Here is a 12,498-nt window from a genome sequence, read left to right on the forward strand (position 1 = left end):
ATGTTTTATTTTTGAATCTATTATATTTAACTAACATTCATGAAGACATATGCTTTAGAATTACATACGTTGTATACTCTACTCTATGTGTGTAGAATTTTCGCAGTTGGATAGTAGAGAATGTGTAGGTTAAATTTAAATTAAGTTGTCAAACCAACACTATTCTACTATAATATTAATATTGTTGATAAATAGGAGGTAGGTAAATGTACAATGAGTTCAAGCATATACATAACGATTTAACGGTGATATTTTGTACAGATACAATAGCAAAAAAGGATGTTAAGGTTTATATTGATACTAACATTTTCCATTATATCAATACATTTGACATAGAATGGAAAAGTTGGTCAAGTCCAAAGGTTAATGGTACTGTAGAAAAATTTATCGGTGGCACAGATAGAAAGACTGGAAAAGCTATTCGTCTTAGAAAAGTAATTGGTGATTACTTATTTGGAAGAGGAAAACAATACACAACAATCAATAAAAATTATTGTGACTTAAGACAATGTAATATTTTCGCTTTTAAAAAAGGAACATTAAAAAATCCATTAGTACAAGAAAAAATTGAAGCCATGAGAAAAAAATTATCAGAAATTAGTAAAAAAGAGGACAAAGCTACTACTGTGAATAGTAACTCTGTCCAAATAATTGAGTATGGTGAAATCATACTTATCTTAGACAATGAAAAAGTTGTTAGCGAATTAAAGAAAAGATTTTTAAATGTGATTTTGGTTAAGTATAATGATCAAATTAGTAAAGAAGAGGGCAAAGCTACTACTGTGAATAGTAACTCTGTCCAAATAATTGAATATGGTGAAATCATACTTATCTTAGACAATGAGAAAGTTGTTAGCGAATTAAAGAAAAGATACTTACACGTTATTTTGGATAAGTATCATACTCAATTAACTCTAGTATAAGAGGTAGAGCTTCTCTGTCAATATTAATTTCTCTACTCCATTCATACGGATCTCTACATCGTATAATTTCAAAGGACAATAGCGGTTTTTTTTCTGTTACTTTTGTGTTTTAAACATTATAAAAGTCTTTGAATTTGTTGGGAATTATGGATGTTTTTTTGGGGGTACTCTATGCTATTTAAATCATTTGGGAATATCCAAATTTGTGTTTAAAGGATATTTATATAATGAACATACCTTAATTTGTGTGTATGAAATACACCATAAAAATATTAGAGCCAGTGGGGCTTATTCCTCACTGGCTCTTTAACTTAGAAATTCAAATTGCATTACAGGAAACCCTTCACAAACAAAGTGTGAAATTTTTGGTCACTAATGCGGTCACTAAATGCCACAAATCACACGAAGTACTCCTTACCCTCTAACTATTCCTTCTGCCGAATCCTTTCCAAAATTGCCATCACATCATCAGGCTTATAAAATTCAATTGAGGATACGCCTTTTTCAAATACAATAGATTCTGCATCCACGAGCAAAACATAACGCCTATTAATTTTCCCTAAATGAACATTCTCCCCGAAATCAGAAAGCAATCCTTTCACAGAAGTATTGCCGATTGTCATCCGCCTCTTTGCATCAGGTGTATGTTCAACGATTTGTGCTGTGGCTTCAATCACTTGATGTGTGTCAAGACGTTCTTGAATCTCACGCTTTTCACTCGCTTCCCAAACTTCCATTGCCTGTTCAAATTGTTGTAGTTCTTCGCTGTTATCAGCGAATGTTTCGTGAACATGTTCCTGCACCATATTCATGACTTGTGCTTTCATAATTTCGGGCATGGATTCACCATAATCAACGAATTTCAAGAAGTCTTCGAAGTAGCGGGCATGTGAGGCTTGATGGATTTTTAGCTCTCCAGGTTCAATCATTCCATCTATCTGGCATGTAGGAATATTGAAAGGCAGTTATTAAGAAGAATGGTTGCAAGCTTGGATTGTAGTTCTGTTAAATTCTTATAGGATTATATAAAATACTACTAAGGGTAACTCTATTGGCTGTTGGGAAATCTAGGAGGTCTTTTAACAGTGAAAGGCAGTATCAAGAAAGACAAGAAAACAAGTAAGTATTTTTATGTAATCGATATGGGGGTTGACCCATTAACAGGAAAACGAACACAGAAAAGGAAAAGGGGGTTCAATAGTAAGAAGGAAGCGGAGCATGCTCTTAGTGAGTTTCTAAATGATGTTAGACTGGGTAACTATGTTGAACCAGTTAAAATGACACTAGGTGATTTCATTCAAGACTGGTTAAAGGAAATGAAACTGAATGTAGCGGTTAGTACCTATCAAAATTACATTAGCTTTAATAAGTGCCATATCAATCCCAGACTAGGTCATTTTAGAATGCAAAAAATTGAACCTTTGATAGTCCAAAGATTTATTTATGATTTGGTAGAAGAAACTGCTTTAAGTTCTAATACGATTAAAAAAATTACTGATATGTTAAAGGTTGTTTTTAGAAAGGCTGTTAGTTTAAAGCTTATAAATGAAAATCCAGTTTTAAAGGTGACATTGCCTAAGAGAAATAATCTTGAAATGACCGCTTGGGATACTGAACAAGTGGAATACTTCATACAGCACTCAAAAAAGCATCGGTTTTATACGGTCTTTTTAATTGCTCTATTAACTGGCATGAGAAAAGGTGAAATAACGGGATTGCGTTGGAAGGATATTGATTTTGAACAAAAAATCATTTATATCAGACAAATCTATGATATAAACGCAAAGCAGTTCAAAATTGGGGCTAAAACGAGTGCTGGTGTCCGGTCGATTCATATCCCTGACGTGTTGATTGAACAACTAAAAAAGGAGAGACTCGTGGTCGTTGGACATAAGCTCAAGCAAGGGCAAAATTTCAACGATTATGATTTAGTTGTTTGTACCCGCTACGGTAATCCGCTCGATTCTGCAACGCTTTCCAAACGTCTTAAAGCCCAAGCGATAAAGCTAGGGTTACCTACAATCCGCTTTCATGATTTAAGACATACACATGTTACCTTGCTAATCAAACAAAATGTGAATGTAAAAGTCATTTCAGAGCGAGTTGGGCATACATCCATTCAAATTACGCTAGACAAGTATAGCCACGTGCTTCCCAGTATGCAGAAACACGTGGCTGATGTTCTTGATGATTTGTTTTAAAATAATGAAATGTGACCATACCTATGACCACTCAAAGTTTTACTCCTTCAAAAACCTCACTTTACTTAAAACGCCCAATCTCCATTACGGAAGACAGGTTCGGAAGTGCCGTCCTGTTTGATGCCGTCGATGTTCATGTGTTCCGAGCCAATCATGAAATCGACATGTGCAAGGCTTTCATTCAGGCCATTTTCGGCAAGTTGTTCTTGACTCATGTCTTTCCCGCCTTCGATGCAGAACGCATAGGAGCTGCCGATAGCTAGGTGGTTTGATGCGTTTTCGTCGAACAGGGTATTGAAGAATAAGACATTGGATTGGGAAATGGGTGAGTTGAATGGAACCAGTGCCACTTCGCCTAGGTAGTGGGATCCTTCATCTGTTGCAACCAATTGCTTGAGGATTTCTTCCCCTTCTTCAGCTTGTACTTCGACGATCCGTCCTTCTTTGAAGGTGACGGAGAATTTATCGATGATATTTCCGCTATAACTAAGCGGTTTCGTACTGGAAACCTTTCCATTAACACCAGTTTTTAATGGAACCGTGAATACTTCTTCGGTTGGCATGTTGGCCATGAATTCATGTCCGTGTTGATTGACGCTTCCTGCACCGACCCAAAGGTGTTTGTCAGGCAGTTCGATGGTCAAGTCCGTTCCAGGTGCTGTGTAATGCAATTTTTGGTACCGTTTTTCATTTAGATAATCAACCTTTTCATGCAGGGTGTCGTCATGCTTTTTCCAGGCAGCGACCGGATCTTGCACATCCACGCGTACTGCTTGGAAGATGGCTTCCCATAGCTTGGCGACACGATTTCCTTCCGCTTCTTCCGGAAATACTTTGGCAGCCCAAGCCTCTGATGGTACGGCCACTATCGACCAGCTTACTTTGTCGGATTGCATATATTGGCGCCATTTTTTCAGGGCAGTGCCTGATGCTTTTTGGAAGTTTGCAATCCTTCCAGGCTGTACGCCCTTTAACAGGTCCGGGCTTGAAGAGATGACGGAAAGATAAGCAGCGCCGTTTTCGGCCAATTCAATCGTTTCTTCTGCCCGCCACTTCGGATACTCATTGAAAACCTCATCCGGCGCCATTTCGAATTTGGTGCGTGTAACGGTATCGTCATTCCAATTGACGATGACATTTCGGGCACCGCTTTCATATGCCTTTTTTACGATAAGACGAACAAGTTCCGCTCCTTCTAGCGTAGTGTTGACGACCAGCGTTTGATCTGGTTGGATATTAACGCCTACTTTAACGGCAAGTTCAGCGTATTTTTCTAAATTCGTTTGAAAGTCACTCATCACTTCAAAACCCCTTTTCCATTTTCTGTATTTATAATTGTGCTTATTGTCAGTAAAAAAAGAAAATTTTACGACATTCTGTGGGAAATTATGATGGTTAATCCCACAAGGGGCTCACGAAAACTGGCAGAAGTCAGATTCAATCAGCCGTTTATTGGAGCGGGATCATTTTTTCAAGGCATCAGGGTCCACATCACGTTCACCATTAATTGCACTGATGAGGTTAATGGCCACTCTGGCACCATCGCCGACAGTGACCATCGTATGCACTCTTACGCCGGCCCTTGCTTTTTTGTCCTGTATCTACCTTTCATTTTATCAAAATCAGAGAAGGAAAGACTATTGAAAAGAATCGAATAATCCAAATAATCTTAAAAAAAGAGGGGCCCATTCGGGACCCTCTTTTCTGCATAGGCGTCAAGGAATTCACTTACTCAAATTGATCCAGACGCTTTTGACTTCTGAGTAGTTCTCAAGTGCATACGACCCCATTTCACGTCCTATCCCGGATTGTTTGTAGCCTCCGAATGGGGAAGCGGCGTCAAATGCATTGTAACAGTTCACCCAAACCGTACCTGCACGGAGTTTTCCGGCAACATAGTGGGCATTGGCCAAGTCACTTGTCCACAAGCCTGCGGCCAAGCCATATTCACTGGCATTAGCACGATTGATGACATCGTCCAAATCCTCGAAAGGCATTGCGGCTATGACCGGTCCGAAAATCTCTTCTTTGGCAATGGTCATTTCCTCTTCAACTCCAGCGAATATGGTAGGGGAGACAAAGTAGCCCTGTTCCTCTGGTTTATGGCCGCCTACCAGAACTTCAGCACCTTCATTTTTCCCCTTTTCAATATATCCCATTACCCGATTCTGCTGCTCGGCGGATACGAGCGGTCCGATTTGTGTATTGGGATCAAGACCTGCGCCTTGTTTGATTTTCTTGGCGTGACTAGCCATATCGGCAACGACATTGTCATAATGCTTCTTTTGAATATAAACCCTTGAGCCTGCACAGCATACCTGTCCTTGGTTGAACATGACGCCATTTAGGGCACCGGGGATCGCTTTCGAGAAATCCGCATCGGGAAGGATGATGTTTGGCGATTTGCCTCCAAGCTCCAATGTGACCCGTTTCAAGGAATAAGATGCGGAACGCATGATCAATTTTCCAACCTCGGTCGATCCGGTAAAGGCAATTTTATTTACCAGAGGATGGTCGACAAGTGCTTGTCCGGCTGTTTCCCCAAAACCGGGAACGATATTGACGACTCCATCCGGGAACCCCGCTTCAGTGAACAGTTCAGCCAAGTAAAGGGCGGAGAGCGGTGTTTGCTCGGCTGGCTTCAAGACGACCGTACAGCCGGTAGCCAGTGCTGCCCCAAGCTTCCACATCGCCATCAAAAGCGGGAAGTTCCAAGGGATGATCTGGCCCACGACACCGACGGGCTCATGCTTCGTGTAATTAAAGTAGTTTCCGCTTACGGGAATGGTCTGACCGACAATCTTGGTGGACCAACCGGCGAAATATCTCATATGTTCAATCGCCAAAGGAATGTCAGCATTGGTGGTTTCACTGATTGGCTTCCCATTATCCAATGTTTCCAGTTGGGCGAGCTCGGTTTTATTTTCTTCCATTAGATCTGCTAGTTTATACATAAGCCTGCTGCGGGTGGCTGCGCTCATCCTTGACCAAGGACCTTCGTCGAATGCCTTGCGCGCAGCTTTGACGGCTAAATCAATGTCTTCTTTATCTGCTTCATATACATCGGCAAGTTTTTGGCCTGTGGCAGGATTTGGCGTGGAGAAGGTTTTTTTTGAAGCACTTTCTACAAACTGGCCATTAATATAGAGCTTTTTTGGCCCTGTTAAAAATTTTTGCAGCTTTCCACTTACTTCTAACGTTAGATTTGTCATTAATTACCCTCCTGAATTTGATTTCTTGGGCAAAGCATGATGACTTCTTGTTAACGCTATGATATATGCCAATTATTATCATAAAGGAAAAAGAAGGAATATTCAAACTTTATGTCGCGAAACTTTTTTGTCATGACAAGTGTATTTACTATAGCTAAAAAGAAAGTTAATAGGTAAAATGAAAAAGGATAAAATAATAGAAGATCTAACGGTGTTCAGGAGGATTATATGGGAAATGATGCGAAAACGATCTCGCAGCGGAAATTGCTTGGCGTTGCGGGGCTTGGTTGGATGTTTGATGCACTTGATGTCGGTATGCTTTCCTTCATCATTGTAGCCTTGAAGCAGGAATGGAGCTTGACCAGTGAACAGGTTGGCTGGATTGGAAGCATAAATTCCATCGGGATGGCTGTAGGGGCCGTTTTCTTTGGGATGATGGCCGATAGGGTCGGTAGGAAGAATGTCTTTATCATAACATTATTATTGTTTTCAATCGCAAGTGGTTTGTCTGCAGCAGTCAGTACACTCAGCTTGTTCTTGATTTTGCGATTTTTGATTGGAATGGGGTTAGGCGGGGAGCTCCCGGTGGCTTCGACATTGGTATCGGAAAGTGTTGAAGCAAGTAAGCGGGGGAGGATCGTCGTCCTGCTTGAAAGCTTTTGGGCGGTTGGCTGGATATTGGCGGCACTCATTTCCTTTTTCATCATTCCGGCCTATGGCTGGAGGGTTGCCCTGCTGTTAAGTGCCGCTCCTGCTTTATATGCCCTGTATTTGCGCTTGAAACTGCCGGATTCACCAAAATATAACGAGCTTGAAAAGAAGGCGAGGCCATCTGTATTCAGTAATGTAAAAGTTGTCTGGAAAAGGGAATATCTGCGCCAGACAGTCGTATTGTGGGTTTTGTGGTTTTGTGTGGTCTTTTCGTATTATGGAATGTTCTTGTGGCTGCCGAGTGTCATGGTCCTTAAGGGCTTCAGTATGATCCAAAGCTTTGAATATGTGTTGATCATGACACTTGCACAGCTTCCTGGCTATTTTTCAGCAGCGTGGCTGATAGAAAAGGCAGGACGTAAATTCGTCCTGATCACTTACTTGATCGGTACGGCCCTCAGTGCTTATTTCTTTGGCTCGGCTGAGGGGTTAGCTCTCCTAATCACATCAGGTATGTTTCTGTCATTCTTTAATCTGGGGGCATGGGGGGCGCTTTATGCATACTCACCTGAGCAGTATCCAACCGCGGTTCGTGGTACAGGCACTGGGCTGGCGGCAGGCATCGGCAGGATAGGCGGTGTACTCGGGCCATTGCTTGTCGGATATTTGGTTGCTTCAAGCACACCGATTTCCACGATTTTCACGATCTTTACAATCGCCATTCTCGTGGGCGCCATTGCGGTGGCCTTCGGAAAAGAAACGAAGAATACCGTTTTGACTTAAAGATGGAGGGGACTGAATTTCAGTCCCCTCTTTGGGTTATGTAAAATCCTTAATGTTATCCAAAAGAGATGCAGCGGCAAGCTTTGGATTTTTTGCATTCATGATGGCTGAAACGACAGCTGCGCCTGAAAGGCCTTTATCGGAAAGCGAGGAAATGTTATCGGCGTTGATACCCCCGATGGCTACGGCCGGTATCGATACGCTTCGGCAGATTTCCTCCAAGTCGCGAATCGCCATTGGCGTTGCATCTTGCTTTGTCTTCGTAGGGAAAATCGAACCTACGCCGATATAGTCGGCTCCATCTTGTTCCGCTTGAAGCGCTTCCCCTAGGTTGGATACCGACACACCGATAATCATTTCTTCTGGGACCATTTGTTTGATGACGGAAAGCGGGAGGTCATCCTGGCCGATATGTATCCCGTCCGCGCCAACAGCAAGCGCTATATCCACCCGGTCATTAATGATCAGTGGTGTGGACAATTCGTTCAATACCTGTTTGAGTGCAGCAGCTTTTTTATAAAAGGAGAGGGATGAATTATTTTTCTCCCTCAGCTGAACAGCCGAAACGCCTCCTGAAATCGATTCAGCGATGATCTTGGTCAAATTTTCAATGCCGATCGACTCTTCCGTCACTAAATATAGGCTTAAATCAATTTGCGATTTCTTCATTCAAATTCACCTCTTTCATCCACATTTCCTTATCCATTTTTGATATCGCATCCATTAAGCGTATCCGGAATGTTCCTGTTCCTTCATGATTTTTCTGGGTAGCAGCAGCGACCTCCCCTGCAATGCTCATCGTCGAGATGCCGGAGACTGCTGCAGCGTAATAGTCGTCCGTAATCCCGGAAAAAGCGCCGATCAGTGCGGTAGCCATGCAGCCTGTCCCTGTTACATCTGTTAATAGAACGTTTCCGTTATCAATGATGGATGTATGTTTCCCATTGCTGACGGCGTCGATTGCCCCGCTGACCACGACGATGCAATTCAAATGATTTGCCGCAGATGCAGCAAGTGCTGCATTGCTTATCGCAAGCTCCTCTGAGTCCACTCCTCGTGTAACGATATCGCCGCCGATCAAAAGGTGAATTTCGCTTGCATTACCGCGGATGATCTGAACGGAAACCTTTTTTAGAAGCTCACTGGCTTTCTCTGTTCGATATGGTGTGGCACCAACCCCCACCGGATCCAAAATGACAGGGATATTCAAGGAATTTGCCGTCCTGCCGGCTATCTCCATGGCTTCCAGTGATCTATCATCAATCGTACCGAAATTCAGGACCAAGGAATTTGCCAACCTCACCATGGCCTCCACCTCCTTTGGGCTGGAGGTCATCACAGGTGACCCGCCGATGGCCAGCGTGGCATTTGCACAATCATTGACCGTGACAAAGTTGGTAATCTGGTGAACAAGCGGTTTTCTTTCTCTGACTTTTTCAAACAAGGCAGCTGCCGAAAGCTTCATATTCATATGGATTCGCTCCGTTCTTTTTTTGAAAATGAATGAAAATGATGCACGGGCCCATGTCCCGCTCCTATAGAAAAACTATTGCGTATCGCTTCGGAGATATACAGCTTGGCCTGTTCAATCGACTCCTGCAGCGATAGTCCGTTCGCCAAATTGGATGCAATGGCGGAGGAGAGGGTACAGCCGGTCCCGTGTGTGTTCTTCGTATGGATCCTTTCTCCCTTGACCCAGTGAAAGCTTTTCCCATCATAAAAGAGGTCGTCTGGATTTCCTTCTGCGTGGCCTCCTTTAAGTAATACGGCTTTTGAGCCCAAATCAGCCAAGGATAGGCAGGCCTTATAAAAATCTTGCTCCGTACGAATCGTTAAACCTGTAAGTACTTCAGCCTCCGGTACATTTGGGGTGATGAGCGTTGCAAGCGGAAGCAATTTAGTCTTTAAGGCAGAAACGGCTTTTTCGTCAAGCAAATGGTGGCCGCTTTTGGAAATCATGACTGGATCAAGGATGACGATGGAAGGTACATACGTATAAAGAGCATCGGCTACTGTTTCGACGATTTCTTTTGAACCAAGCATCCCGATTTTTACTGCATCGACGTGTATATCTTCGAATACCGCAGCCATTTGATCATTGATGATAGCCGTTTCGATAGCTTGAACCGAACGAACTTCCATTGTGTTCTGTGCAGTGACGGCTGTAATGACGGACATGCCGAAGATCCCATGTGCAGCAAACGTTTTGATATCTGCTTGTATACCGGCACCGCCTCCTGAATCAGAGCCTGCGATGGTTAATGCTTTTTTCATGTAAAAACCCCTTCATATAAGTATTTTTTAATAATATGTTCAGTAACATGAAAGCGAGAAAGGCACCTGCCAATGAACTAAGCAGAAAAGCTGGCATGATCCCGAATAGAGCTGTTTTTTCTCCCAGGAGCAGGACTGCGATAGGATAACAGGCAAGCGATCCTAAAAGGCCTGTTCCCACCACCTCCCCTAAACAGGCGTATTTCAAGCTTTTTGTTTTGCGATAAAGGTATGCAGCCAATAATGCACCGATCATGCTGCCAGGAAAGGCGAAAATGGAGCCTGTTCCAGATAGGTTCCTAATCAAGGAAACCAGGAAAGCTTGGGTTACGGCATAAGCTGGACCTAGTAAAACAGCAGTCAGGACATTGGCCAGATGCTGGATGGGAAATGCTTTCGCGAATCCTGCCGGGATGAACAGAAAGGAACTGGTTAAAGTCGTAATGGCTGTAATCATTGCCGTCAAGGTCATTTTTCTGATAGGGTTGTTCATCTTGTCTTCGACCTACAGCGGCCAATCCTGCTCATTTTGTACCATATCCCAGAATAAATATTCATAGCGAGAAGTCACCAAGAAGTGTTTCTCCAATCTCTTCAGCTCTTTTTCAGGCATCCCTTCCGTCAATTCTTCCAATAAGCCAATCAGCCATTTATGTGCTTCACCGAATTCAGGAGAGGAATAGGATTCAATCCATTTTGCATAGCGATTATTACCCAGGTCCTTACCATTTCGTTCTTTCAAGATCAATCCAATTTCGTAATAGTCCCAAGCACATGGAAGCAGACAAACGATTAGATCTGCCAGCGTCCCATGCTGAGCTGCATTGAGCATGTAACCCGAATAGGCAAGGGTGGTCGGAGTAGGCTCCGTTTTTTCCAGCTGTGTGGATGTGATTCCGAATTCCAAGGCATAATGCCTATGGATATCCATTTCGACCTGCATTGTTTCATTCAAGATTTCCGCAAACCTTGCCATGGTTTCAACATTATGCGCTTTAATGACACCTAACGCGAAAAGCTTGGAATAATCCATCAAATAGATATAGTCCTGCTTTAAGTAATAAGCAAATTTATGCTCAGGAAGCGTGCCATTTCCGATTGCTTGGACGAAGGGGTGTGAATGGTTCCTTTCCCAAATATCCTTTGCGCGTTCATGAAGTCTGTCACTGAAGGCTCCTGTTTTGCTATTCTGCATGCTTCAACCTCCTAAAAATGAGTTCATTGTGTACATACAATAAAAAACCCCGCTCCTGAAAAACGGAACGGGGCAGATGGATATAGCCAAAAAGGACGATATCATCCACTTTCCTCCGCCGGTATGAGCCGGTTCAGGTTCAAAGGGTCCGGAAATACTTCCATCTCAGTCTTAACAAGACTCCCCTAGTGGTGTGCATTGTATGTAATTACTGCCATCATATCAGAAAGCCAAGAAAATGCAACCCGCCCTTGAAGGGATAAATGAAAAAGACAGGAATGAGTCAATTGACTTTTGTGAATTATTGGGATAAAATAAATTCACATCATTTATATAAATATATTCTTATCCAGAGAGGTGGAGGGACTTGGCCCTATGAAACCTCGGCAGCAGACCCATAATGGGAACTGTGCTAACTCCAACAAGCTTACGCTTGGAAGATAAGAAGAGCCGTCCGGACCCTGTCAGCCTCTTCTTTAATGGAAGAGGCTTTTATTTTTGTGAAATAGCGTTTAAGGACATAATAGAAAAGGTATATATAATTTGGTGAAATTGAAACTTGTGAAGATGGCTTAAGCTCTAAGCTGACAAGGAAAGGAGCCATTAACATGGCAGAAGTATTCAAGAGGATCGAACAGAGAAAGGCGTTGCTGATAGAAGAACTATTGGCGAAAGGAGTATACAAAACCTCTGATGAAAGGCACCTTTATGATGCCCCTTTACATGTATTGGAAGATGAATATAAGATTGTCATAAATAGGATCGAAAGCGAGTCTCCTACAGAATGGATGACCTAGCAAACGCAAACTATCATTTCGGAAGTGTAGCTGAAAATATATATTAGGATAGCATTCGCCGTGTGCATCGGTGAATGCTTTTTTTGTGTGTAAGAATGGGTGTCACAAAAAATACACATTTGAAGAAAAGTATAGTCGTTTTGTCACATTTACCCTTTGAAATAACATATTTTTACACAATAAAATAGTTGATTTTAACTATTATTTTCATTATGATGAAAGTGTAAAAAAATTGAATATCTGGGAGGTGTATATAAAGTGCTTTCCAATAAGGTAACCCCGGAAAGAATAGAAGAAAAAAGACGAGAAATGATTGAGTTGGCGGAAATTTTCGGCATAAATAGCCTTCTGACGATTCAAGCAAGTCAAGAATTGGATATCCTTTTAAATGCTTTAACCAAGAAAAGGAAAGCGGAATATATATGACATTGCGATTTGGTTCATGCATGATGATGTTTTTCC

General features: G+C 42.3%; 12 protein-coding genes, 2 pseudogenes and 2 riboswitches. Of the genes and pseudogenes, 5 read left to right on the top strand and 9 right to left on the bottom strand.

Annotated features, from left to right (window positions below):
• Nucleotides 1–206 precede the first annotated feature (206 nt).
• Nucleotides 207–923, top strand: coding sequence for a hypothetical protein (locus QNI08_RS05015; protein ID WP_285766347.1), 717 nt, complete (start codon nt 207–209; stop codon nt 921–923).
• Nucleotides 924–1,348: 425 nt separating this feature from the next.
• Here QNI08_RS05015 and QNI08_RS05020 read toward each other — a convergent pair.
• Nucleotides 1,349–1,886, bottom strand: a pseudogene (locus QNI08_RS05020) (DUF3898 domain-containing protein); the annotation flags it as partial.
• 122 nt (nt 1,887–2,008) lie between these two features.
• Here QNI08_RS05020 and QNI08_RS05025 point away from each other — a divergent pair.
• Entirely contained in the window at nt 2,009–3,124 is a 1,116-nt protein-coding gene (locus QNI08_RS05025) for a site-specific integrase (RefSeq protein ID WP_285766348.1), read from the top strand.
• Nucleotides 3,125–3,189: 65 nt separating this feature from the next.
• Here the strand turns inward: QNI08_RS05025 and QNI08_RS05030 are convergent, their stop codons facing one another.
• The 3 genes and pseudogenes from QNI08_RS05030 to QNI08_RS05040 all read right to left on the bottom strand — a co-directional run bounded on the left by QNI08_RS05030 (nt 3,190) and on the right by QNI08_RS05040 (nt 6,336).
• The gene (locus tag QNI08_RS05030; RefSeq protein WP_285766349.1) at nt 3,190–4,422 is read right to left on the bottom strand and encodes an aminopeptidase; all 1,233 of its coding nucleotides are present in this window, start codon (nt 4,420–4,422) and stop codon (nt 3,190–3,192) included.
• Between the two features lie 165 nt (nt 4,423–4,587).
• Nucleotides 4,588–4,704: pseudogene (locus QNI08_RS05035) on the bottom strand (pyridine nucleotide-disulfide oxidoreductase); the annotation flags it as partial.
• Between the two features lie 144 nt (nt 4,705–4,848).
• The gene (locus tag QNI08_RS05040; RefSeq protein ID WP_285766350.1) at nt 4,849–6,336 is read right to left on the bottom strand and encodes an aldehyde dehydrogenase family protein; all 1,488 of its coding nucleotides are present in this window, start codon (nt 6,334–6,336) and stop codon (nt 4,849–4,851) included.
• Nucleotides 6,337–6,564: 228 nt separating this feature from the next.
• Between QNI08_RS05040 and QNI08_RS05045 the strand changes: the two genes are divergently transcribed.
• Nucleotides 6,565–7,770, top strand: a complete 1,206-nt coding sequence (locus tag QNI08_RS05045) for an MFS transporter (protein WP_285766351.1) — start codon at nt 6,565–6,567, stop codon at nt 7,768–7,770.
• Nucleotides 7,771–7,806: 36 nt separating this feature from the next.
• Here the strand turns inward: QNI08_RS05045 and thiE are convergent, their stop codons facing one another.
• From thiE to tenA, 5 genes are read right to left on the bottom strand one after another with little or no spacing between them, the layout of a single operon-like run.
• Nucleotides 7,807–8,439 (bottom strand): thiamine phosphate synthase, encoded by a 633-nt coding sequence (gene thiE / locus QNI08_RS05050; RefSeq protein WP_285766352.1) that lies wholly within the window; start codon nt 8,437–8,439, stop codon nt 7,807–7,809.
• Entirely contained in the window at nt 8,420–9,241 is an 822-nt protein-coding gene (thiM, locus tag QNI08_RS05055; RefSeq protein ID WP_285766353.1) for a hydroxyethylthiazole kinase, read from the bottom strand. The genes thiE and thiM overlap by 20 nt, the downstream gene beginning before the upstream one ends.
• On the bottom strand, nt 9,238–10,044 hold the full coding sequence (gene thiD, locus QNI08_RS05060) for a bifunctional hydroxymethylpyrimidine kinase/phosphomethylpyrimidine kinase (RefSeq protein WP_285766354.1): 807 nt from the start codon (nt 10,042–10,044) through the stop codon (nt 9,238–9,240). The genes thiM and thiD overlap by 4 nt, the downstream gene beginning before the upstream one ends.
• Nucleotides 10,013–10,537 (bottom strand): energy coupling factor transporter S component ThiW, encoded by a 525-nt coding sequence (gene thiW / locus QNI08_RS05065; RefSeq protein ID WP_285766355.1) that lies wholly within the window; start codon nt 10,535–10,537, stop codon nt 10,013–10,015. The genes thiD and thiW overlap by 32 nt, the downstream gene beginning before the upstream one ends.
• Nucleotides 10,538–10,549: 12 nt before the next feature.
• Nucleotides 10,550–11,239, bottom strand: a complete 690-nt coding sequence (tenA, locus tag QNI08_RS05070; RefSeq protein ID WP_285766356.1) for a thiaminase II — start codon at nt 11,237–11,239, stop codon at nt 10,550–10,552.
• Nucleotides 11,240–11,332: 93 nt separating this feature from the next.
• Nucleotides 11,333–11,436: riboswitch (TPP riboswitch) on the bottom strand.
• Between the two features lie 145 nt (nt 11,437–11,581).
• A riboswitch (SAM riboswitch) is annotated at nt 11,582–11,686 on the top strand.
• A gap of 161 nt (nt 11,687–11,847) precedes the next feature.
• Between tenA and QNI08_RS05075 the strand changes: the two genes are divergently transcribed.
• Together QNI08_RS05075 and QNI08_RS05080 are read left to right on the top strand one after the other, a co-directional pair.
• Nucleotides 11,848–12,036, top strand: a complete 189-nt coding sequence (locus QNI08_RS05075) for a Fur-regulated basic protein FbpA (protein ID WP_285766357.1) — start codon at nt 11,848–11,850, stop codon at nt 12,034–12,036.
• Between the two features lie 258 nt (nt 12,037–12,294).
• Complete coding sequence (locus tag QNI08_RS05080; RefSeq protein WP_285766358.1) at nt 12,295–12,462, top strand: aspartyl-phosphate phosphatase Spo0E family protein; 168 nt, start codon at nt 12,295–12,297, stop codon at nt 12,460–12,462.
• The last annotated feature ends 36 nt before the right edge of the window (nt 12,463–12,498 follow it).

It is taken from the genome of Peribacillus folii (genome assembly GCF_030271255.1).
In the GTDB taxonomy this organism is placed as follows: Bacteria; Bacillota; Bacilli; order Bacillales; family DSM-1321; genus Peribacillus.

What these genes read in the sequence shown, in the direction of transcription:
- QNI08_RS05075 (WP_285766357.1), top strand. Translation starts at nt 11,848, where the DNA reads ATGGCAGAAGTATTCAAGAGGATCGAACAGAGAAAGGCGTTGCTGATA.
- thiD (WP_285766354.1), bottom strand. Translation starts at nt 10,044, where the DNA reads ATGAAAAAAGCATTAACCATCGCAGGCTCTGATTCAGGAGGCGGTGCC.
- QNI08_RS05030 (WP_285766349.1), bottom strand. Translation starts at nt 4,422, where the DNA reads ATGAGTGACTTTCAAACGAATTTAGAAAAATACGCTGAACTTGCCGTT.
- tenA (WP_285766356.1), bottom strand. Translation starts at nt 11,239, where the DNA reads ATGCAGAATAGCAAAACAGGAGCCTTCAGTGACAGACTTCATGAACGC.
- thiM (WP_285766353.1), bottom strand. Translation starts at nt 9,241, where the DNA reads ATGAATATGAAGCTTTCGGCAGCTGCCTTGTTTGAAAAAGTCAGAGAA.
- QNI08_RS05045 (WP_285766351.1), top strand. Translation starts at nt 6,565, where the DNA reads ATGGGAAATGATGCGAAAACGATCTCGCAGCGGAAATTGCTTGGCGTT.
- QNI08_RS05040 (WP_285766350.1), bottom strand. Translation starts at nt 6,336, where the DNA reads ATGACAAATCTAACGTTAGAAGTAAGTGGAAAGCTGCAAAAATTTTTA.
- thiW (WP_285766355.1), bottom strand. Translation starts at nt 10,537, where the DNA reads ATGAACAACCCTATCAGAAAAATGACCTTGACGGCAATGATTACAGCC.
- QNI08_RS05015 (WP_285766347.1), top strand. Translation starts at nt 207, where the DNA reads ATGTACAATGAGTTCAAGCATATACATAACGATTTAACGGTGATATTT.
- thiE (WP_285766352.1), bottom strand. Translation starts at nt 8,439, where the DNA reads ATGAAGAAATCGCAAATTGATTTAAGCCTATATTTAGTGACGGAAGAG.